A 20,076-nucleotide genomic window follows, 5' to 3' on the forward strand; every position below is an offset into this window, starting at 1 on the left:
TGGCGCGGCACGCCCGCGCTGCGGGAGGTCACGCGGCGGGTGACGAGCGAGATCTCCGTCGTCGGCGGTGCGCGCCACCGCGCCGCCCCGCACGCCGAGGTCCGCGAGCCCGAGCCCCGCCCGGACGCCGACCACACGGAGACCACCCCCGCGCCGTGGCTGTCCGGCGCAAGCGCGGGGGCGGGCGCCACCGCAGCCAGCGCCGCCGCCACCCCGGCCCCCGCAGCCCCGGCAGAGCGCCGGGACGAGGAGGAGCGGGCCCGGCCCGAGCGTGACGTCGTCCTCGAGGGGACGACCGCCCACACCCGCCCGCCGTCACGGGCCAAGGCGCACGTCCTCACGATCCTGCTCACCCTGCTGCTCACGCCGGTCGCCTGGTACCTCCTGGCCGACGCCGGCGCGCGGCTCACGCTCCCGCAGGGCAACCCGTGGGACACCGCGAACCTCAACGTCGCGGCCCTGCTCGAGCTCGCCGGCGGCCTGCTCGTCCTCGTCCTCGTCCTCCTCGCGGCCCGGTGGAGCTCGGTGGGCGCCATCGTCACCGGCGCGCTCGTCATCGTCGTCGGGGTCCCCTTCGTCGCCGTGCCGGCATGGACGCAGGACCTGCTCGAGCCGGTGGAGTCGTGGCTCGCCGGCCTGGGCGACTTCGGCGACAACGTCGCCCACCACCTCGTCGCCTCGGGCAGCACGGGCCGGCTCGTCGCCGTCGGCGTCGCCCTCGTGCTCGTCGGCGTCGTCTCCCACGGCGCCCGCCGCCAGGGCCGCCGCGAGGTGCGCCCCGCCGTCGAGGCCTGAGCTCACAGCGGAACGGGCCGGTCGCGGGAGCTCCCGCGACCGGCCCGTTCCCTGTCCGTCAGTGGCTGGCGGCGCGCTCCGCGCCGGCACCCGTCATCGAGCGGACCTCCATCTCCGCCTGCTTCGCGTCGTTGTGCTCCTTCGAGGTGACCGACCCGAGCCAGCCGAGGAAGAAGCCCAGCGGGACCGAGACGATCGCGGGGTTGGTCAGCGGGAACCACGCGAAGTCGGCGCCGGCGATCATCGCCGTCTCGCTGCCGGACACCACCGGGGAGAAGGTGATGAGGAGCAGCGCGCTGAGCAGCCCGCCGTAGATGCTCCACGTCGACCCCCGCGTGTTGAACCGCTTCCAGTACAGCGAGAAGAGGATCGAGGGCAGGTTCGCGCTCGCCGCGATGGCGAACGCAAGCGAGACGAGGAACGCGACGTTCTGCTCCGCCGCGAGGATCCCGCCGACAATCGAGATCGCCCCGATGACGACGGCGGTGCGCCGGGCCACCTTGATCTCGGCCTCGGGGGAGGCCTTGCCCTCCTTGAGCACGCCGTTGTAGACGTCGTGCGCGAAGGAGGCCGAGGCGGTGATCGTCAGGCCGGCGACGACCGCGAGGATCGTGGCGAAGGCGACCGCGGCGATGATGCCGAGCAGCAGGGTGCCGCCGAGCTCGTAGGCGAGGGCGGGAGCGGCAGCGTTCGAACCGCCCGGGGCGTTGCGGATCGTGTCCGCCCCCACGAGGTAGACCGCCGCGTAGCCGAGGACGAGCGTGCACAGGTAGAAGAAGCCGATGAGCGAGATCGCCCAGACCACCGAGCGCCGCGCCTCCTTGGCGCTGGGCACCGTGTAGAAGCGCATGAGGACGTGGGGCAGGCCGGCGGCGCCGAAGACGAGCGCGATGGCCAGCGAGACGAAGCCGATCTTGCTCGCGTCCGAGGTGCCGTACTGGAGCATCGGCTCGAGGATCGCCCCGCCCTCGGGGTGGGCGTCGACAGCGCGGCCCAGCAGGGCGCTGAGGTTGAAGCCGTTGGAGGCCATGATCCACACGGTCATGACGCCGACGGCGGCGATGAGGAGCACCGCCTTGATGATCTGCACCCACGTGGTGCCCTTCATCCCGCCGATCATCACGTAGACGATCATGAGCGCGCCGACGATCGCGATGACGAGCGACTGCCCCGCCCGGCTCTCCACGCCGAGCAGCAGCGAGACGAGCGCACCGGCGCCGGCCATCTGCGCGAGCAGGTAGAAGAAGGTGATCGCCAGGGTCGAGGTCGCCGCCGCGGTGCGGACCGGCCGCTGCTTCATCCGGAAGCTGAGGACGTCGGCCATCGTGTACTTGCCGGTGTTGCGCAGCGGCTCGGCGACGAGCAGCAGCGCCACCAGCCAGGCGACGAGGAAGCCGACGGAGTAGAGCAGGCCGTCGTAGCCGTAGAGCGCGACGGCGCCGACGATGCCGAGGAACGAGGCCGCGGAGAGGTAGTCACCCGCGATGGCGATGCCGTTCTGGCGCCCGGAGAAGCTACGACCGCCGTGGTAGAAGTCCCCGACGCTCGTCGTCGTCCGCGAGACCCGCACGACGATGACGAGGGTGACGACGACGAAGAGGAGGAAGATGCCGATGTTGAGCCACGGGTTCCCGACGTCCATCACACGCCCCCTTCCAGCTCGGTCCGCAGCCGCGTGGCGACGGGGTCGAGCGACTTGTTCGCGTGGCGCACGTATAGCCACGTGAGGAGGAACGTCGTGGCGAACTGGGCCAGCCCGAAGACCAGGCCGATGTTGAGGTTGCCCAGCACCTGCCGGGACATGAGCTCCTCGGCGTAGGTTGAGAGCAGGACGTAGGACAGGTACCACACGAGGAACGCCGCCGTCATCGGGAAGGCGAACGCGCGGAACGTGCTGCGCAGGCGGCGGAACTCCGCCGACTCGTGCACGGCCTGGAACTCCTCCGCGGTGGGCTGCCGCAGAGCTCCGGGTTGGTGGGTCATGGTCTCCCCCTTCTCAGTGACGCCGGTCACGACGCCGTGACCAGCGGGAAACGTATCAGAGATCGATTTCGAACTCGCGGAGCGCCACGGCTCCGGACGCCGTGCCCGCGAGCGCCGGACGAACGGTACATTCGAGGCGTGCCGATGTGATCCCTGCCATACGGGGGCACGGCGATGGAAACGAACAACGTCGTCCGGAGGAAACATGGTTGACCACACCAGCGCTGCGCCCGGCTCCGCCGAGGCAGGAGCCGGCGGCCTGGAGAACCTACTCGTCGAGGAGCGCCGCTTCCCGCCGAGCCCCGAGTTCGCCGCCCAGGCGAATGCGACCGCGGAGCTCTACGATCGCGCCGCGGAGGACCGGCTGGGCTTCTGGGCCGAGCAGGCCCGCGCGCTGCTCACCTGGTCGACGGACTTCACCGAGGTCCTCGACTGGTCCGACGCGCCCCGGGCGCGCTGGTTCGGCGACGGCCGGCTCAACGCCGCCTACAACGCCGTGGACCGCCACGTCGAGGCCGGCAACGGCGAGCGGGTGGCCATCCACTGGGAGGGCGAGCAGGGCGACACCCGCACGATCACCTACGCGGAGCTGCGTGACGAGGTGGCCCGCGCCGCCGCTGCCCTCGCCGAGCTCGGCGTGCAGACCGGTGACCGCGTGGCGATCTACCTGCCGATGATCCCCGAGGCCGTCGTCGCGATGCTCGCCTGCGCGCGCATCGGCGCCCCGCACTCCGTGGTCTTCGGCGGCTTCTCCGCCGAGGCGCTGCACACCCGCATCAACGACGCCTCGGCGAAGGTCGTCATCACCGCCGACGGCGGCTACCGGCGCGGTAAGGCCAGCGCCCTCAAGCCCGCCGTCGACGACGCCCTGGCCGGCGGTGACACGCCCGTGGAGAAGGTTCTCGTCGTGCGGCGCACCGGGCAGGACGTCGCCTGGAACGACGACCGCGACGTGTGGTGGGACGAGATCGTCCCCCGCCAGGGCACCGACTTCGCGCCGGTGGACGTCGAGGCCGAGCACCCGCTGTTCATCCTCTACACCTCCGGCACCACGGGGAAGCCCAAGGGCATCTTCCACACGACCGGCGGCTACCTCGCCCAGTCCGCCTACACCCACAAGAACGTCTTCGACCTCAAGCCGGAGACCGACGTCTACTGGTGCACCGCGGACATCGGCTGGGTGACCGGCCACACCTACGTCACCTACGGGCCGCTCATCAACGGCGCCACCCAGGTGATGTACGAGGGCACGCCGGACACGCCGCACAAGGGCCGCTGGTGGGAGATCGTCGAGAAGTACAAGGTGACGATCCTCTACACCGCGCCCACCGCGATCCGCACGTGCATGAAGTGGGGCGAGGAGGAGCCGGGCCGCTTCGACCTGTCCTCCCTGCGCCTGCTCGGCTCGGTCGGTGAGCCGATCAACCCCGAGGCGTGGATCTGGTACCGCCGCGTCATCGGCGGAGACCGCACCCCCGTCGTCGACACCTGGTGGCAGACCGAGACGGGCGCGATCATGATCTCCCCGCTGCCCGGCGTCACGGCCGCCAAGCCCGGCTCCGCGCAGACGCCGCTGCCCGGCATCAGCGCCGACGTCGTCGACGAGCTCGGGGAGACCGTCCCGGCCGGCTCGGGCGGCTACCTCGTCCTCACCGAGCCATGGCCGGCGATGCTGCGCGGCATCTGGGGCGACGAGCAGCGCTTCCACGACACCTACTGGGCCCGCTTCCCCGGCATCTACTTCGCCGGTGACGGCGCCAAGAAGGACGAGGACGGCGACCTGTGGGTCCTCGGCCGCGTCGACGACGTCATGAACGTGTCCGGTCACCGCCTCTCGACGACGGAGATCGAGTCCGCGCTCGTCTCCCACCCCACGGTGGCCGAGGCCGCCGTCGTCGGGGCCAGCGACGACACGACCGGTCAGGCCGTCGTCGCCTTCGTCATCCTGCGCGGCGAGGCGGCCGCGGCCGCCAGCGAAGCGAGTGCCGAGCAGCACATCGCCGAGCTGCGGGCCCACGTGGCCAAGGAGATCGGGCCGATCGCCAAGCCGCGCTCGATCCTCGTCGTCTCCGAGCTGCCCAAGACCCGCTCCGGCAAGATCATGCGCCGTCTCCTGCGCGACGTCGCGGAGAACCGCACGGTCGGTGACGTGACGACCCTGGCCGATTCCACGGTCATGGACCAGATCAGCGCCGGTATGCAGAAGTAGCACCGCCCCTTCCTCCGCATATGCGGGAAGTTTGCAGCCGGGATCCGTCTCAGCACGCGAATTTCCCACATATGCGGGGGTGGGGGTGGGGCGGGGTCGGGGAAGGGGATCGCGGAGCGTCTAGGCTCCCTCGTGGCCAGTGGACAGGGTGTGGGTGGCAGGACGGACCGTGGGAGCACCGGTTCGTCCCGGCGAACGGTGCGCGGTTTCATGTCGTCCTCGCGGGCCCCGAGTCCGGTGAGCTCGCCGTCCTGCTCCACGGCTTCCCCCAGCTCTGGTGGGCCTGGCGCCACCAGCTGACGGCGCTGGCCGACGCCGGCTACCGCGTCGCGGCAATGGACATCCGCGGCTTCGGCGGGTCGGACAAGCCGCCAGGCGGGCACGCGACGCCGGTGCTCACCGCCGACGTCGGCGGCGTGGTCCGCTCGCTGGGCCGCGAGCGGGCGGTCGTCGTGGGTCACAGCTTCGGCGGCATCCTCGGGTGGTCGCTGCCGGTGCTCGAGCCGCGCGTCACCCGCGCCGTCGCCGTCCTCAGCGCTCCGCACCCGGTGCCGCTGCTGCGCCCGCGCAACCACCTCGGTGCGCGCGCCCGCGCCTTCCTCGCCCGCGTCCAGGTGCCGTGGTTCCCGGAGCACGCGCTGCGCCGCGGCGACCTCGTCACGCGTGTCCTCACCGACCTCTCGGCGCCCGGCCGCGCCCTGCCGGCCGAGGAGCTGCGCGCCTACCAGGCCGCGGTCCGCCTCCCGTCGGTCGCTCACACGAGCCTCGAGCACCTGCGCTGGCTCGTGCGCTCGACCCCCCGCCCGGACGGCCGCCGCTACCTCGCCGCCATGGCCCACCCGGTGACCGTGCCGGTCCTCAGCGTGCGCGGGGGCGCGGACCGCTTCACCCCTGCCGCCGCCTACGCCGCGGACCCGGCGTACGTGCGGGGCCCGCTGCGCACCGCCGTCGTCCCGGGTGCCGGGCACCTGCTCCCCGAGGAGGCCCCCGAGGCCGTCACCGGGCTCCTCCTCGACTTCCTCGCCGGCCTCCCCGACTGACCGGCGTCAGTCCGGGCGGCGCACGAGCCCCTCGGCAGCCAACGGGTCGGTCTCCCCGACCCCGTAGCTCGGGCACACGCCGGCGAGCACGCAGGCGCCGCAGGCGGGCCGGCGCGAGTGGCACACGCGGCGGCCGTGGAAGATCAGCCGGTGGCACAGCATGGTCCACCGCTCCGCCGGCACGAGGGCGGCGATGTCCCGCTCCACCTTCACCGGGTCCTTGTTCTCGGTCCAGCCCAGGCGGCGCGCCAGCCGCCCGACGTGGGTGTCGACCGTGATGCCGGGGACGCCGAAGGCGTTGCCGAGCACGACGTTCGCCGTCTTGCGGCCCACGCCCGGCAGCTTCACCAGCTCGTCGAGGTCCGCCGGGACCTCACCGCCGTGGTCGGCGAGCAGCGCCGCCGCGAGGCCGCGCAGCGAGGTCGCCTTGGCACGGAAGAAGCCCAGCGGCCGCAGTACCTCCTCCAGCTCGGCCTGGCCCGCGGCCGCCAGCTCGGCGGGCCCGGGCCACCGCCGGAACAGCGTGGGGGTCACGGAGTTCACCCGCACGTCCGTCGTCTGCGCGGACAGGACGGTGGCGACGAGGAGCTCGAAGGGGGTGGTGAAGTCGAGCTCGCAGCGGGCGTCGGGCCACTCCTCGGTGAGGACGTCGTCGACCTCGACGGCGGGTGCCGGGCCACGCTCGGCGAGCGGCAGGTCGGTGCTCACCGGGCCAGGTTACGGGCGGCAGCCTGCTCTCAGTGGCAGGATGGTCGCCATGGGCTCCGGCCCAGCCGCCGACACCGACGTGAAAAGGAAGCAAACGTGGACGACTCCGCGATCAGCTCCGTGCCCCTCTTTGCCTCCCTCGACGACGACGCTCGAGCGGCCCTGCGCGAGGCCATGCACGAGGTGAGTCTGCGTCGCGGGGAGACCCTCTTCCACGAGGGTGACCCCGGCGACCGTCTCTTCCTCGTCATCGAGGGCAAGATCAAGCTCGGGCACCGCTCGACCGACGGCCGGGAGAACCTCCTGGCCATCCTCGGCCCGGGCGAGCTGCTCGGTGAGCTCACGCTCTTCGAGCCGGGCGAGCGCACCGCCACGGCCACCGCCGTTGCCACCGCCCGCCTGCTCGAGCTGCAGCACGACCCGTTCATGCACCTGCTCGACACGCGCCCGGAGCTGGCCAAGCACATGCTGCGCGCACTGGCCCGCCGCCTGCGCCGCACCAACGAGGCGCTGGCCGACCTCGTCTTCTCCGACGTCCCCGGCCGCGTGGCCAAGGCGCTGCTCGACCTGTCGGTCCGCTTCGGCGAGCAGACCCCCGACGGCCTGCGCGTGGCCCACGACCTCACCCAGGAGGAGCTGGCCCAGCTCGTCGGCGCCTCCCGCGAGACGGTCAACAAGTCCCTCGCCGACTTCATCTCCCGCGGCTGGATCCGCCTCGAGGGCCGCGCCGTGCAGATCCTCGACCTCGAGCGCCTCAAGCGCCGCGCCCGCTGACCGCGCCTCCCCCCTCCCCCCGTAACGCCGAGAGCCGGATTCCTCCGTGGAGGAATCCGGCTCTCGGCGTATGAGGGGGGTTGTCAGGCGACGGCGAGGACGAGCTCGATCTCGACGGGCGCGTCGAGGGGGAGGGCGCTGACGCCGACGGCGCTGCGTGCGTGGCGCCCCGCCTCACCGAAGATCTCCCCGAGCAGGTCCGAGGCGCCGTTGACGACGCCCGGCTGGCCCGTGAAGGCGGGGTCGCTGGCGACGTAGCCGACGACCTTGACCACCTGGACGACGGCGTCGAGGTTGCCGACCTTCGCGGCGACGGCCGCGAGGGCGTTGAGCGCCGCGACGCGCGCGAGCTCGGTGGCCTGCGCGGGCGCGACGAGCCCCTCGCCGTCACCGACCTTGCCGGTCACGGGCAGCGCACCGTCGACCATGGGCAGCTGGCCCGAGGTCCACACGAGGTCCCCGTGACGGACCGCGGGCACGTAGCTCGCGACCGGCGGCACGACCGGCGGCAGCGAGAGCCCGAGCTCCTGGAGACGCCGGGCGATGCTCATGCCTTGGGGCGCTTGAGGTAGGCGACGGGGTTCTGCGTGGGTCCCGGCACCACCTGGACGAGCTCCCAGCCGTCGGCGCCCCACTGATCGAGGATCGCCTTGGTGTTGTGGATGAGCAGAGGAATGGTCGCGTACTCCCAGGTCGTCATGCGGCCATCCTAGGCCTGGCGGATCTTGGCGAGGATGCGCGGCGCACGGTCGGCGCGGAGCTCGGCGATGATGTCGTCCTCCTCGTCCTGGAGCCGGTCGGCCCAGGACCGCACCTCGGGGTAGCGGCGCAGCAGCGCGCGACGCTCCCGCTCGGTGAGCCCACCCCACACCCCGAAGGTGACGTGGGAGTCCAGCGCATCGGCCAGGCACTCCATCCGCACCGGGCAGCGGAAGCACAGCTCCCGCGCCGCCCGCTGCGCAGCCCCACGGACGAAGAGCTCGTCCGGCTCGATCGTCCGACACGCGGCCCGCGCGGCCCACGTCTGGTCGTCGTGAGTGCTCATGCCCCACCTCCTGCGTTCCCACGGCATCGTTGCCGCTCGTCTGTGTCCCGACGCTAGCCCTCTTAGTCGAGACGTGGAAGGCCTATGGCGCAATCGTGACCTTGACGAAATCGTCACATGTCACGTGCCGGATGTCCATAACCCTGCGAAAAGTCGGTGACCTGCCCCACCGTGCACCCCTCCGCGAGGCACGCGCCGTACCCTGGAGCAATGGCCTCACGTCCCACGCCGCGCGGGCGCGCCGTCCGCCCCGTCCAGCTCGTCGCCATGATGATCGCGTTCATGCTGATCGCCGTGGCCGGAGGAGTGCTGACGGCAGGGCTTCTCCTGCCCGCCGTCGGATCCGTCGGCGCCGTCGGGAACGCGACCACCGACCTCTTCAGCGACATCCCCACCGAGCTCGAGATCGACGAGCCGTCCGAGCAGAGCGTCATGTACGACGCCAAGGGCAACGAGATGGCGGTGTTCTTCGCGGAGAACCGCGTCGTCGTCGGCTTCGACGACATCTCCCAGCACGTCAAGGACGCCGTCGTCGCCATCGAGGACCACCGCTTCTACGACCACGGCGGCGTGGACCCCGAGGGCATCATGCGGGCCGTCGCCCGCAACGTCGGCGGCGGTGAGCTCGAGGGCGCCTCGACGCTCACGCAGCAGTACGTGAAGAACATCCAGGTCGAGGAGAGCCGCGTCAACAACGACCCGGAGCTCTACCAGGCGGCCACCGAGACCGACGGCGCGGCGGGCATCGCCCGCAAGCTGCGCGAGGCCCGGCTCGCCATCGCCCTGGAGAAGGTGCGGTCCAAGGACGAGATCCTCACCGGCTACCTCAACATCGCCCAGTTCGGGCCCTCGCAGTACGGCATCGAGTCGGCGGCGCACCACTACTTCAACAAGACGGCCGCGGACCTCAACATCCCCGAGTCGGCGCTCCTCGCGGGCATCACCCAGAACCCCGCCAAGTGGGACCCGGTGAGCAACCCGGAGAACGCCGAGCAGCGTCGCAACACCGTGCTCGGGCGGATGCTCTTCCTCGACGTCATCACCCAGGAGCAGCACGACGAGGCCGTCGCGATCCCGGTCGCGGACATGCTCGACGTCCAGGACACCCCCCGCGGCTGCGCGGTCGCCGGCAACGCCGCCTACTTCTGCCAGTACGTCGTCAACGACATCCTCACCAACGAGGCCTACGGGGAGTCGGTGGAGGACCGCCGCCAGCTGCTCAACCGTGGCGGCCTGGAGATCCACACGACCCTCGACCCGGACAAGCAGGAGGCGGCCTTCGAGGCCGTCACCGACTCGGTGCCGATCGAGGACGAGTCCGGGATCTCGATGGCGCTGTCCTCGATCGAGCCGGGGACCGGCCGGATCTACGCGATGGCCCAGAACACGCGGTACGGGATGGCCTCCGAGAATGACCCCCGCGCCACGCAGGTCAACTACAACGTCGGGCAGTCGCACGGTGGCGGCAAGGGCTTCCAGTCCGGCTCGACCTTCAAGGTCTTCACCCTCGTCCAGTGGCTCAAGGACGGGCACTCGCTCATGGACCGGGTGAACTCGGCCAACCGCGTCTTCCCCCGCGACACCTGGGAGATCTCCTGCGACGACCCGGAGAACCCGGCGTTCCGGCCGGGCGGGGACTACGAGCCGAAGAACCTCGAGGGCTTCGGCGGCGGCGTCGAGACCGTCCTCGAGGCGACCCGCACCTCGATCAACACGTCCTTCGTCGTCATGGCTCAGCAGCTCGACCTGTGCGACATCACCGCCACCGCCGCCGACATGGGGGTGCGTACGGGGACGGGCGGGCCGCTGGAGAGCAACCCGGCGATGGTCCTCGGCTCCAACACCGTGACCCCGCTGTCGATGGCCAACTCCTACGCCACGCTCGCCGCGGGCGGCGTCTTCTGCGAGCCGGTCGCCATCACGGGCATGGTGGACCGCAACGGTGAGGAGATCCCCGTCCCGCCGTCGGACTGCCAGCGGGTGCTCGAGGAGGATGTCGTCAACGGCACCAACCACGCCCTCCAGGCGGTCATGGGGCCCGAGTGGGACTCCACCGGGTCCACGGCACGTATCCCCCCGCGCCCGTCCGCCGGCAAGACCGGGACCGCGAACGACGACAAGCACGCCTGGTTCATCGGCTTCGTCCCGCAGATGGCCACGGCCGTGTGGATGGGCCACGCGAACGCCGACGAGACCATGGGTGACGAGGTCATCAACGGCGTCTGGCGCGACCGCGTCTACGGTGGTCTCATCGCCGCCCCGACGTGGAAGGCCTACATGCTCGAGGCCACCGAGGACATGCCGGTCGAGGAGTTCGACGACGCTGACAGCACGGTGGTGCGCGGGGAGTTTCTCAGCGTGCCGAGCATCGGCGGGCAGACCGTCGAGGACGCCCGCGAGACCCTCGAGGACGCCGGCTTCAACACCACCATGGGCTACCCGGTCGACTCCGGCTGGCCCGAGGGCCTGGCCGTGGCCACCACCCCGGAGGCGGGCAGCAGCGCCCGGCGCGGGGAGACGGTGACGATCTACACGAGCGGCGGCCGCGGCGGGGGCGACGACTGACCGTGCTCGGCAAGCTCGCGGGGGCCACCGCGCTCACCGCCGTCGGCGGTCTCGGCTGGGCCGTGACCGAGACGCGCCTCTTCACCGTGCGCACCCACGTGGTGCCCGTCCTCGCGCCCGGCAGCCGGCCCCTGCGGGTCCTGCACGTCTCCGACCTCCACCTCACGCCCGCGCAGCGGCTCAAGCAGGAGTGGGTGCGCCGGCTGGCGGACCTCGAGCCGGACCTCGTCGTCTCGACCGGGGACAACCTCGCCCACCAGGAGGCGGTGCCCTCCGTGGCGTACGCGCTCGGTGAGCTGCTCGCCGTGCCTGGCGTCTTCGTCCTCGGCTCCAACGACTACTACGCCCCGCAGCCGAAGAACCCGGCCCGCTACCTCATGCCCGCCTCGCGGCGGAGCACGACGAGCGAGGAGCCGCAGACCCTGCCCACCGACGAGCTCGTCGACGTGCTGGGCTCCGGCGGCTGGCTGGACCTCACCAACGCCCGCGGGAGCCTCGACGTCGCCGGACAGCGGCTGTCCTTCGTCGGTGTCGACGACCCCCACCTCGAGCGCGACCGCGTGCCCGCCCCCGGCGGTGACCACGGCGACCTCCACGTCGGTGTCTCGCACGCCCCGTACACGCGCGTGTTGGACCAGATGGCCGACGACGGCTGCGGGCTGATCCTCGCCGGCCACACCCACGGCGGCCAGCTCCGCGTCCCCGGCTACGGCGCGCTGGTGACCAACTGCGACCTCGACCGGGAGCGGGCCAGCGGGCTGCACGGGTGGCCGGGGCCGCGCCCTGACGCGCCCGGAGGGCAGGGCTCGGCGTGGCTCAACGTCTCGGCCGGCATGGGCACCTCCCCGTACACGCCGGTGCGCTTCGCGTGCCGGCCGGAGGTCAGCCTCCTCCAGCTCGTGGCCGTCGAATAGCGACATGCCTCACACGGCGGGGTGGCGGTTTCACTCCCGGGCAGGTGCTCCGCTATCCTGATCTGGCTTTACCGGGGTGTGGCGCAGCTTGGTAGCGCGCCTCGTTCGGGACGAGGAGGTCGTGGGTTCGAATCCCGCCACCCCGACCGGTAGAAGGCCCGGAACCGCAAGGTTCCGGGCCTTCGTCGTCTTCACCGAGCGGCAGGGTCAGCCGGCCGGCCAGCCGTTGGGCAGGCAGCCGCCCAGGCCGAGAGTCTGCTGGACCATGACCGGGGCTGTCTCGCCCGGGGCCGGGCAGGCGACGTGGCCGTGGCCGATCACGTGGCCGACCTCGTGGTTGACGAGGTACTGGCGGTACTCGGCCACTGTCCCACCGGCCTCGAGGAAGGGCTCGGCGCCCTGCGCCCAGCGGACCGCGTTGAGGACGGCGTAGCCCACCCGGCCGCACGAGACGGTGCCGCCGGTGTCCACCGGGGCGCACAGCTCGTCGGTGGTGGCCGGTGAGGCGAGCGTGAGGTCGACGTCCGCCTCGCCGTCGGTGCGGGCGAAGACGACGGAGCCGTCGTGGCCCCACCCGCGCGGGTCGTTGAGCGTGCCCATGACCTGACGGGCGAACTCGCGCCCGTCCACCCCTAGCCCGGTCTCGACCTCCACGCGCACGGTGACGACGCGCTCCGCCTCGTGCGGAGCCGCGACGGCGCCCGGGACGGTGCGCAGGTGCCCGCCGGCGTCGTGCGGCACGGCGGTGCGCCACAGGCCGCCCTGCTCGGCGAGGAAGGTGAGCGTGGGCGTCTTGGCGGGCGGTTTGCGGGCCTCGCCACCGGCGTCGGGCGCGCCGTTCTCGTCAGGCGCGCGTCCGCCGTCGGGCACGTGTCCGCCGTCGGGCGCGCCCGCGCCGCCGAGGATCCGGGGAGCCACCCAGGGGTCCCCGGCCTCGGGCACGGGCGTCGGCGTGGGCGCCGGGACGGTGCCGAGCAGGGCGGCGACCGTCGCCAGCGTCGCCATGCCCCACGACACGCGTCTCATCTCACCTCACCGGGACTGGGCCAGCGTCCCCCACCGCGGGGGTGGCGGCGCGGACGCGGCCGAGTGTACTCAGGCCTGCTGCTCCGCCTGGGCGTCGGCGACCTTGGCCCGGACCTCCTCCATGTCCAGGCCCTTGACCTGGTCGATGAGCTGCTCGAGCTGCGGGCCGGGCAGCGCGCCGGCCTGGGAGAAGACGAGGACGCCCTCACGGAAGGCCATGAGCGTGGGGATGGCGGTGATGCCGGCCTGGGCGGCGAGCTGCTGCTCGGCCTCGGTGTCGACCTTGGCGAAGACGATGTCCTCGTGCTTCTCGGAGGCCTTCTCATAGACCGGCGCGAACTGCTTGCAGGGGCCGCACCAGTCGGCCCAGAAGTCCACGAGGACGATGTCGTTGTCCGTGATGGTCTGCTCGAGGGTCGTCGCGGTGACGTCGGTGGTAGGCATGCTCACTCCTGTCGATCGGGGTTGTCTGCGGGTCAACACGTGGCGGCGTCAACTATTCCGTCTCGCGCGTGCGCCGCCGACCTACGCTGGGCTCATGTCGAGGTTGTCACGCTCGCGCGGCCGGCGCACGCGCGCCGCACGCAGCTCGCCGGGCGGTTGGCCGCCCCCGGTCTGGGAGCAGCGCTTCCGGGCGCCGGAGGTCGAGGTGCCCGAGTGGGCCACGGACGCGCCGGACCGCGCGTGCGTCGTCGCCACCGTCGACGGACGCCCGCAGGTGCACTCGTGGGAGGCGAGCACCGGACGCCTCGTGGCCGCCACGGACCGTCCCGCCGGCACGACCGACGCGACGATCGACCCCGCCGGCCGGTGGCTGTGGTGGTTCGACGACACCGACGGCGACGAGTGGGGCAGCTGGCGGCGCCAACCCTTCGGCTCCCCGCCCGGCCGGTCCGCCGAGACGCCGCTCCCGCTGCCGCCCGCCTACCAGGCAGGTCTGCACCTCGCGCGCGACGGGACGGGCGTCGTCGGACGTACCGACCCGGACGCCGGCACGACCATCCACCAGGTCTTCCTCGACGGCTTCTCCGCGACGCCCGCCCCGGTGCTCCTCTACGCCGGGGAGAACGACGCCGAGGCCGCGGCGCTGAGCGACGACGGGAACCTCCTCGTCGTCGGGCACGCCGAGCGCGGCGACCCGCGCCACCCGGCCCTGCGCGTGCTCTCCGCGGACACCGGCGCGACGGTCGCCGAGGTCGACGACGGGCCTGGGCGTGGGCTGTGGGCGCTCGACTTCCCGCCCCTCCCCGGCGACTCCCGCCTCCTCGTCCTCCACGAGCGCACGGGCACGCCCCGAGCCGCGGTGTGGGACGTCCTGAGCGGCGCGTGGCGCGAGCTCGCCCTCGACGTCGACGGCGAGGTCGCCGACGCCACGTGGTACCCCTCCGGGGACGCCGTGCTGCTGGCCGTGGACCACCGGGCGCGCACCCGCCTGCACCGCCACGACCTGCGCACCGGGCGCAGCACCCTCGTCGGCCCGGCCGACGGGACGGTCGACGGCGCGACGGCCCGTCCCGACGGCGAGGTCTGGTACTCGTGGTCCTCGGCCGCCGAACCGCCCAGCGTCCGCACCACCCGGACCGGCGCCGTCCTCCTCGCTCCGGTCGGCCCGCGTCCCCGCCCGTCCGTCGGCGTCCGCGACGTCGACGTGCCGGGTCCCGACGGCGAGGTGCACGCCCTCCTGCGGCTGCCCGCCACGGGGACGGCGCCGCACCCCGTCGTCGTCGACGTCCACGGCGGGCCGGCCGACCACCGCACCGACTCCTTCTCCCCCACGCTGGCGGCCTGGGTCGACCACGGCTTCGCCGTCCTCAGCGTGAACTTCCGCGGCTCGACCGGCTACGGCACCCGGTGGCGCGACGCCATCGAGGGCGACGTCGGCCGGGCCGAGCTCGCCGACATCGCCGCCGTCCACGACCGCCTCGTGGCCGACGGGACGCTCGACCCGCGGCGCTCGGTCCTCGCCGGGGCGTCGTGGGGCGGCTACCTCACGCTGCTCGGCCTCGGCACCCAGCCCGAGCGGTGGGCCCTCGGCCTGGCCGACGTGCCCGTGGCGGACTACGTCGCGGCCTACGAGGACGAGCTGTCCACCCTCCAGGCCGTCGACCGGGCGCTGCTCGGCGGCTCACCGGAGGAGGTGCCCGAGGCCTACGCGGCCGCCAGCCCCATCACCTACGTCGACGCCGTACGGGCGCCGGTGCTGCTGCTGGCCGGGCTCAACGACCCGCGCTGCCCCCTGCGGCAGGTGCAGCGCTACGAGAGCGCGCTGCGGGAGCGGGGCGGCGTCGTCGAGCTCTACCAGTACGGCGGCGGGCACGGCTCGCACGTCGCCGCCGAGCGGGTGACCCAGATACGGATCCAGGTCGACTTCGTCACCCGCCACCTCCCCACCTGACCCCCGAGTACGCACAGACGGTCACCGCGGGGCGCTGGCAGGCGCCCGCTGGTGACCGTCTGTGCGTACTCGGCGGAGGTGGTGTCAGGCGCCGGCGAGGATCTTCTTGGCGAGGAGCTCGGCGATCTGGATGGTGTTGAGCGCCGCACCCTTGCGCAGGTTGTCCCCGACGACGAACAGGGCGAGCCCGCGGCCGTCCTCGACGCTCTGGTCCTGGCGGATCCGACCGACGAAGGTCGCGTCCTTGCCCGTCGCCTCCAGGGGCGTGGGCACGTCGGCGAGCTCGACACCCGGGGCGTCCGCGAGGAGCTCGCGCGCGCGCTCGGCGGAGATCGGGCGCTCGAACTCGGCGTTGATCGACAGCGAGTGGCCGGAGAACACCGGCACGCGCACGCAGGTGCCCGAGACGGCGAGCCCGGGCAGGTCGAGGATCTTGCGGGACTCGTTGCGGAGCTTCTGCTCCTCGTCGGTTTCCTCGCTGCCGTCGTCGACGATGCTGCCCGCGAGGGCGACGACGTCGAAGGCGATCGGCGCGACGTAGGTTTGCGGCTCGGGCAGGGTCACGGCCGAGCCGTCCTGCGCGAGCGCCGTCGTGTCCTGCTCGACGGCGGCCCGCACCTGGGTGTCGAGCTCGCGGACCCCGGCGACGCCCGAGCCGGACACGGCCTGGTAGGTCGAGACGATGAGCCGCTTGAGGCCGGCCTCCTCGTGGAGCACCTTGAGCGTCGGCATCGCGGCCATGGTCGTGCAGTTGGGGTTGGCGACGATCCCGTTCGGGATGTCCTCCAGGGCGTGCGGGTTGACCTCGGAGACGACGAGGGGCACCTGCGGGTCCTTGCGGAACGCCGAGGAGTTGTCCACGACGAGCGCACCGGCCGCGACGAAGCGCGGCGCCTGCTCCCGGGACGTGGCCCCGCCGGCGGAGAACACGGCGATGTCGATGCCGCTGAGGTCCGCCGTCGCGACGTCCTCGACGACGACGTCCTCGCCCTTCCAGGGCAGCGTCTTGCCGGCGGAGCGCGCGGACGCGAAGTAGCGGATGGCGGCGACGGGGAAGTCGCGGTCCTCGAGGATCTGGCGCATGACGGCGCCGACCTGCCCGGTGGCACCGACGACGGCCAGCGTGACGCCGGCCCGGTCTGCTGCGTGCGTGCTCATCGTCCCGTCCCTCCGTAGACCACGGCCTCGGAGTCGCTGCTGTCCAGGTCGAAGGCGCTGTGGACGGCGCGCACGGCGTCGTCGAGCACCTCGGCCCGGGTGACGACGGAGATGCGGATCTCCGAGGTCGAGATCATCTCGATGTTGATGCCGGCGTCGAAGAGCGCGCCGAAGAGCTTGGCGGAGACGCCCGGGTGGGAGCGCATGCCCGCGCCGACGAGCGAGAGCTTGCCGATCTGGTCGTCGTAGCGCAGGTCCGCGTAGCCGAGGTCCCCGGCGGCGGCCCGCAGCGCGGCGAGGGTGGCCTCGCCGTCGGACTCGGGCAGCGTGAAGGAGATGTCGGTGAGGCCGGTGGCCGAGGACGAGACGTTCTGGACGATCATGTCGACGTTGGCACCGGCGCCGGCGACCACCGCGAACAGGCGCGCGGCGGCACCCGGGACGTCGGGGACCCCCTTGACGGTGATCTTGCCCTGGCTGCGGTCGTGGGCGACCCCGGCGATGATCGGGTCTTCCATGCTGCTCTCCTCGCTCTGGGAGTCGTCGTTGCTGATCCAGGTCCCCACCTTGGGGGAGAAGGAGGATCGCACGTGGATGGGCACCCCGTAGCGGCGGGCGTACTCGACCGCTCGCAGGTGCAGGATCTTGGCGCCGTGCGCCGCCATCTCCAGGGTCTCCTCGCTGGTGATCGAGGTGATCTGGCGGGCGGTGGGCACGATGCGCGGGTCCGCGGTGAACAGGCCGTCGACGTCGGTGTAGATCTCGCAGACGTCGGCGTCCAGCGCCGCGGCGAGGGCGACGGCGGTCGTGTCGGAGCCGCCGCGGCCCAGGGTGGTGACGTCCTGGTTCTCGCTCACGCCCTGGAAGCCGGCGACGATCGCGACGCCGCCCTCCCGGATGGTGCGGGCGATGCGCTCGGGGACGACGCCGACGATCGAGGCCTTGCCGTGGGCGGCGTCGGTGAGCACGCCGGCCTGCTGGCCGGTGTAGGACCGGGCGGTGACACCGAGCTCGGTGATCGCCATCGCGAGGATCGCCATGGAGATGCGCTCACCGGCGGTGAGGAGGATGTCCAGCTCACGCTCGGACGGCGTCGCGGTGACCGAGGCGGCGAGGTCGAGCAGCTCGTCGGTGGTGTCCCCCATGGCCGACACGACCACGACGACATCGTTGCCGGCCTCCTTGGTCTCGACGATCCGTTTCGCGACGCGCTTGATGCTGGTGGCGTCGGCGACGGACGAACCGCCGAACTTCTGCACGACAAGGGGCACGAGAGGGCTCCGCTGGTTGGGTACAGGTGGAACCGGCCGGAGGGGGCGCGGCCCCGAGAACGCAGCACAGTCTAGATCGATCTCAGATCTCGGTCATCTGAGTGTCCGCTCACTGGAAAGAGTGTGCCAACGGTCACCTGCTCAGGACGTCCCAGCCCACAGCCGGGCGATGAGCGCGAGGACGACGACGAGGAACACGACCCGGACGAAGCCACTGCCCTTCGCCACGGCCATCCGCGCGCCCAGGTACCCGCCGGCGAGGTTCGCGGCTCCCAGCGCCAGACCGAGGCCCCACAGGACCGCGCCGTGCGGGACGAAGAACAGGAGCGCGCCGGCGTTCGTCGCGAAGTTGACGATCTTGGCCAGCGCCGAGGCCGGCAGGAAGGCGTAGCCGAGCACGGAGACGAGGCTGATGACGAGGAAGGTCCCGGTGCCGGGGCCGAGCAGCCCGTCGTAGGCGCCGATGACCAGGCCGAGGGCGGCGGCGGCGAGGTGGTGGCCGCGGCCGCTCCAGCGCAGGTCCGTCGTGGCGCCGATCGTGGGGCGGGCGATCGTCCAGGCGGCCACCGCGAGGAGGACGACGAGGATGATCGGGGTGAAGAGCTCGGCGGGGATCTGGGCGGCGAGCACCGCCCCGCCGAAGGCCCCGACGAGCGCGGCCAGCGCCATGGGCGCCGCCGTGCGCAGGTCCGGGCCCACGCGCCGGTAGTAGGTGAGGGCGCTGACCGACGTGCCCATGATCGAGCCGACCTTGTTGGTCGCCAGCGCCTGGACCGGGCTGATGCCGGGCACGAGGAGCAGCGCCGGCAGCTGGATGAGGCCACCGCCCCCGACGACGGCGTCCACCCAGCCGGCGGTGAAGCCGGCGAGGAGCAGGAGGACGAGGCCGAGGACGTCCAGCTCGAGGGGCACCCGCCCATCCTGCCGCACCCGCCCGGGCGGTCCGTGCCGGGACCGCGGCGGGTGGGGTCAGGCGCCGCTGTCGGCGTGGAGGGCGTCGAACTGGGCGTCGGCGGCGACGTCGGCGGGCACGTCGAGGCGGACGTGGGAGAGCACCGAGAGCAGGGCGCGCAGCGCGGCCGCGGCGCGGTCGCCCCAGTTGGACAGGTAGGAGAACTGCCACCACCACAGTGCCTCGATGACGTTGCCGGCGCGGTGGTGGATGAGGCCGCGACGCAGGGCGAGGGCCACCTCGGCGATGTCCGCGGAGAGCGTGCCGGAGACGGAGACGTTGTCGACGAGCGGGTCGGGGACCTCGCGGTACTCGTCGAGGCCGTCGAAGACGTTCGCCAGACCGAGCCGGAGCGGGTCGGCGTCGGGCTCCTCGCCGTCGTCGGGCTCGAAGCGCTGCGGCGGGACGACGTCGGTGACGGCGCCGAGCCGGGCCCCGGCGGCGCTGAGGTCGGCGAGCGCGAGGAGGAGCAGGGAGATGGCGAGGTCCGGGTGGGCACCGGCGGCCACCTGGGTGGCCGTCTCGAGGAAGCGCTCGGACTCGGCGGCCATCGCGCCGGCCAGGGCGTGGAGGTCGGCGACCTCCGCGGCTTGAGTCTGGTCCTCAGGCATCGATCCTCCTGCGCCCCTCGAAGGCCCGGCCCAGGGTGATCTCGTCCGCGTACTCGAGGTCCCCGCCGACGGGCAGGCCGGAGGCGAGCCGCGAGACGGGGATGCCCATGCCGCGCAGCATCCGGGCGAGGTAGGTGGCGGTGGCCTCACCCTCGATGTTGGGGTCGGTGGCGAGGATGACCTCGGTGACGTTGCCGTCGGCGAGGCGGGTCATGAGCTCACGGATGCGGAGGTTGTCCGGGCCGATCCCGTTGATCGGGTTGATCGCGCCGCCGAGCACGTGGTACTTCCCGCGGAACTCGCGGGTGCGCTCGATGGCGACGACGTCCTTGGCCTCCTCGACGACGCACAGGACGTCGTCGCTGCGGCGGGTGTCGAGGCAGATGCGGCAGCGCTCACCCTCGGAGACGTTGCCGCACACCTCGCAGAAGCGGACCCTGCTCTTGACCTCCGTGAGGACGTGCGCGAGCCGCTCGACGTCCGCGGTCTCGGCCGAGAGGACGTGGAACGCGATCCGCTGGGCGCTCTTGGGCCCGATCCCGGGGAGTCGACCGAGCTCGTCGATGAGGTCCTGCACCGCGCCTTCGTACACCTGGACAGCGTACGTCCCCCCGGTGACACCGGGGCGGT

The 20,076-nt window shown here is 72.5% G+C and carries 19 protein-coding genes, 1 tRNA gene and 1 pseudogene; 8 read left to right on the top strand and 13 right to left on the bottom strand.

The genetic code is table 11. The features are described from left to right. Positions 1 to 795: pseudogene (locus ACWPXV_RS05755) on the top strand (hypothetical protein); the annotation flags it as partial. A 58-nt stretch (positions 796 to 853) separates the two neighbouring features. On the opposite strand, the gene ACWPXV_RS05760 reads toward ACWPXV_RS05755, so the two are convergent. Together ACWPXV_RS05760 and ACWPXV_RS05765 are read right to left on the bottom strand one after the other, a co-directional pair. After that, positions 854 to 2,437, bottom strand: a complete 1,584-nt coding sequence (locus ACWPXV_RS05760) for a solute symporter family protein (RefSeq protein ID WP_454084342.1) — start codon at positions 2,435 to 2,437, stop codon at positions 854 to 856. Then, positions 2,437 to 2,778 carry a DUF485 domain-containing protein gene (locus ACWPXV_RS05765; protein WP_454084343.1) on the bottom strand — a complete coding sequence of 114 codons (342 nt, stop codon included), beginning with the start codon at positions 2,776 to 2,778 and terminating at the stop codon, positions 2,437 to 2,439. The genes ACWPXV_RS05760 and ACWPXV_RS05765 overlap by 1 nt, the downstream gene beginning before the upstream one ends. A 205-nt stretch (positions 2,779 to 2,983) precedes the next feature. On the opposite strand from ACWPXV_RS05765, the gene acs reads away from it, so the two are divergent. Continuing rightward, positions 2,984 to 4,987 carry an acetate--CoA ligase gene (acs, locus tag ACWPXV_RS05770; protein ID WP_454084344.1) on the top strand — a complete coding sequence of 668 codons (2,004 nt, stop codon included), beginning with the start codon at positions 2,984 to 2,986 and terminating at the stop codon, positions 4,985 to 4,987. A gap of 71 nt (positions 4,988 to 5,058) precedes the next feature. Continuing rightward, complete coding sequence (locus ACWPXV_RS05775) at positions 5,059 to 6,027, top strand: alpha/beta fold hydrolase (RefSeq protein WP_454084345.1); 969 nt, start codon at positions 5,059 to 5,061, stop codon at positions 6,025 to 6,027. A gap of 6 nt (positions 6,028 to 6,033) precedes the next feature. On the opposite strand, the gene nth is transcribed toward ACWPXV_RS05775, so the two are convergent. Beyond that, the gene (gene nth / locus ACWPXV_RS05780) at positions 6,034 to 6,735 is read right to left on the bottom strand and encodes an endonuclease III (protein ID WP_454084346.1); all 702 of its coding nucleotides are present in this window, start codon (positions 6,733 to 6,735) and stop codon (positions 6,034 to 6,036) included. A gap of 96 nt (positions 6,736 to 6,831) precedes the next feature. Between nth and ACWPXV_RS05785 the strand changes: the two genes are divergently transcribed. Further along, positions 6,832 to 7,509, top strand: a complete 678-nt coding sequence (locus ACWPXV_RS05785; protein WP_307784954.1) for a Crp/Fnr family transcriptional regulator — start codon at positions 6,832 to 6,834, stop codon at positions 7,507 to 7,509. Positions 7,510 to 7,592: 83 nt separating this feature from the next. On the opposite strand, the gene ACWPXV_RS05790 is transcribed toward ACWPXV_RS05785, so the two are convergent. Genes ACWPXV_RS05790 through ACWPXV_RS05800 form a run of 3 tightly spaced genes read right to left on the bottom strand, consistent with a single transcriptional unit; the run spans position 7,593 to position 8,554 of the window. Further along, on the bottom strand, positions 7,593 to 8,060 hold the full coding sequence (locus ACWPXV_RS05790; protein ID WP_251304545.1) for a RidA family protein: 468 nt from the start codon (positions 8,058 to 8,060) through the stop codon (positions 7,593 to 7,595). Then, a complete protein-coding gene (locus ACWPXV_RS05795) occupies positions 8,057 to 8,209 on the bottom strand; it encodes a DUF4177 domain-containing protein (protein WP_110851617.1) in 153 nt (50 codons plus the stop codon). Before ACWPXV_RS05795 ends, ACWPXV_RS05790 begins: the two co-directional genes overlap by 4 nt. A 9-nt stretch (positions 8,210 to 8,218) precedes the next feature. Then, positions 8,219 to 8,554, bottom strand: coding sequence for a WhiB family transcriptional regulator (locus ACWPXV_RS05800; protein ID WP_251304544.1), 336 nt, complete (start codon positions 8,552 to 8,554; stop codon positions 8,219 to 8,221). Positions 8,555 to 8,764: 210 nt separating this feature from the next. Here ACWPXV_RS05800 and ACWPXV_RS05805 point away from each other — a divergent pair, with 210 nt between their 5' ends. The 3 genes from ACWPXV_RS05805 to ACWPXV_RS05815 all read left to right on the top strand — a co-directional run bounded on the left by ACWPXV_RS05805 (position 8,765) and on the right by ACWPXV_RS05815 (position 12,179). Then, positions 8,765 to 11,119, top strand: a complete 2,355-nt coding sequence (locus ACWPXV_RS05805) for a transglycosylase domain-containing protein (protein ID WP_454084347.1) — start codon at positions 8,765 to 8,767, stop codon at positions 11,117 to 11,119. Then, positions 11,116 to 12,033: a metallophosphoesterase gene (locus ACWPXV_RS05810; protein WP_454084526.1), complete on the top strand. Its 918-nt coding sequence runs from the start codon at positions 11,116 to 11,118 to the stop codon at positions 12,031 to 12,033. The genes ACWPXV_RS05805 and ACWPXV_RS05810 overlap by 4 nt, the downstream gene beginning before the upstream one ends. A 72-nt stretch (positions 12,034 to 12,105) precedes the next feature. Next, positions 12,106 to 12,179: transfer RNA gene (locus ACWPXV_RS05815), tRNA-Pro, on the top strand. Positions 12,180 to 12,240: 61 nt separating this feature from the next. Here ACWPXV_RS05815 and ACWPXV_RS05820 read toward each other — a convergent pair. Together ACWPXV_RS05820 and trxA are read right to left on the bottom strand one after the other, a co-directional pair. Further along, positions 12,241 to 13,059 (bottom strand): DUF3152 domain-containing protein, encoded by an 819-nt coding sequence (locus ACWPXV_RS05820; RefSeq protein ID WP_454084348.1) that lies wholly within the window; start codon positions 13,057 to 13,059, stop codon positions 12,241 to 12,243. Between the two features lie 69 nt (positions 13,060 to 13,128). Beyond that, entirely contained in the window at positions 13,129 to 13,503 is a 375-nt protein-coding gene (gene trxA / locus ACWPXV_RS05825) for a thioredoxin (RefSeq protein ID WP_454084349.1), read from the bottom strand. A 94-nt stretch (positions 13,504 to 13,597) separates the two neighbouring features. Here trxA and ACWPXV_RS05830 point away from each other — a divergent pair, with 94 nt between their 5' ends. Continuing rightward, positions 13,598 to 15,454 (top strand): prolyl oligopeptidase family serine peptidase, encoded by a 1,857-nt coding sequence (locus ACWPXV_RS05830; protein ID WP_454084350.1) that lies wholly within the window; start codon positions 13,598 to 13,600, stop codon positions 15,452 to 15,454. An 84-nt stretch (positions 15,455 to 15,538) separates the two neighbouring features. Here the strand turns inward: ACWPXV_RS05830 and ACWPXV_RS05835 are convergent, their stop codons facing one another. The 5 genes from ACWPXV_RS05835 to recR form a co-directional block, all read right to left on the bottom strand. Next, positions 15,539 to 16,612 (bottom strand): aspartate-semialdehyde dehydrogenase, encoded by a 1,074-nt coding sequence (locus tag ACWPXV_RS05835; RefSeq protein WP_454084351.1) that lies wholly within the window; start codon positions 16,610 to 16,612, stop codon positions 15,539 to 15,541. Continuing rightward, positions 16,609 to 17,883 carry an aspartate kinase gene (locus ACWPXV_RS05840; RefSeq protein WP_454084352.1) on the bottom strand — a complete coding sequence of 425 codons (1,275 nt, stop codon included), beginning with the start codon at positions 17,881 to 17,883 and terminating at the stop codon, positions 16,609 to 16,611. Before ACWPXV_RS05840 ends, ACWPXV_RS05835 begins: the two co-directional genes overlap by 4 nt. 141 nt (positions 17,884 to 18,024) lie before the next feature. Beyond that, positions 18,025 to 18,795 carry a TSUP family transporter gene (locus ACWPXV_RS05845; RefSeq protein ID WP_454084353.1) on the bottom strand — a complete coding sequence of 257 codons (771 nt, stop codon included), beginning with the start codon at positions 18,793 to 18,795 and terminating at the stop codon, positions 18,025 to 18,027. 57 nt (positions 18,796 to 18,852) lie between these two features. After that, positions 18,853 to 19,446: a DUF5063 domain-containing protein gene (locus ACWPXV_RS05850; protein WP_454084354.1), complete on the bottom strand. Its 594-nt coding sequence runs from the start codon at positions 19,444 to 19,446 to the stop codon at positions 18,853 to 18,855. Then, positions 19,439 to 20,038 carry a recombination mediator RecR gene (recR, locus tag ACWPXV_RS05855; RefSeq protein WP_454084355.1) on the bottom strand — a complete coding sequence of 200 codons (600 nt, stop codon included), beginning with the start codon at positions 20,036 to 20,038 and terminating at the stop codon, positions 19,439 to 19,441. Before recR ends, ACWPXV_RS05850 begins: the two co-directional genes overlap by 8 nt. Between the last annotated feature and the right edge of the window lie 38 nt (positions 20,039 to 20,076).

The sequence above is a fragment of the Georgenia sp. Marseille-Q6866 genome (assembly GCF_965111665.1).

Bases quoted from the DNA above. Each gene is read 5' to 3' on its own strand.
- ACWPXV_RS05795 (WP_110851617.1), bottom strand. From the start codon at position 8,209: ATGACGACCTGGGAGTACGCGACCATTCCTCTGCTCATCCACAACACC.
- ACWPXV_RS05765 (WP_454084343.1), bottom strand. From the start codon at position 2,778: ATGACCCACCAACCCGGAGCTCTGCGGCAGCCCACCGCGGAGGAGTTC.
- trxA (WP_454084349.1), bottom strand. From the start codon at position 13,503: ATGCCTACCACCGACGTCACCGCGACGACCCTCGAGCAGACCATCACG.
- ACWPXV_RS05835 (WP_454084351.1), bottom strand. From the start codon at position 16,612: ATGAGCACGCACGCAGCAGACCGGGCCGGCGTCACGCTGGCCGTCGTC.
- ACWPXV_RS05790 (WP_251304545.1), bottom strand. From the start codon at position 8,060: ATGAGCATCGCCCGGCGTCTCCAGGAGCTCGGGCTCTCGCTGCCGCCG.
- ACWPXV_RS05820 (WP_454084348.1), bottom strand. From the start codon at position 13,059: ATGAGACGCGTGTCGTGGGGCATGGCGACGCTGGCGACGGTCGCCGCC.
- ACWPXV_RS05805 (WP_454084347.1), top strand. From the start codon at position 8,765: ATGGCCTCACGTCCCACGCCGCGCGGGCGCGCCGTCCGCCCCGTCCAG.
- ACWPXV_RS05775 (WP_454084345.1), top strand. From the start codon at position 5,059: ATGCGGGGGTGGGGGTGGGGCGGGGTCGGGGAAGGGGATCGCGGAGCG.
- ACWPXV_RS05830 (WP_454084350.1), top strand. From the start codon at position 13,598: ATGTCGAGGTTGTCACGCTCGCGCGGCCGGCGCACGCGCGCCGCACGC.
- acs (WP_454084344.1), top strand. From the start codon at position 2,984: ATGGTTGACCACACCAGCGCTGCGCCCGGCTCCGCCGAGGCAGGAGCC.
- ACWPXV_RS05800 (WP_251304544.1), bottom strand. From the start codon at position 8,554: ATGAGCACTCACGACGACCAGACGTGGGCCGCGCGGGCCGCGTGTCGG.
- ACWPXV_RS05760 (WP_454084342.1), bottom strand. From the start codon at position 2,437: ATGGACGTCGGGAACCCGTGGCTCAACATCGGCATCTTCCTCCTCTTC.
- ACWPXV_RS05850 (WP_454084354.1), bottom strand. From the start codon at position 19,446: ATGCCTGAGGACCAGACTCAAGCCGCGGAGGTCGCCGACCTCCACGCC.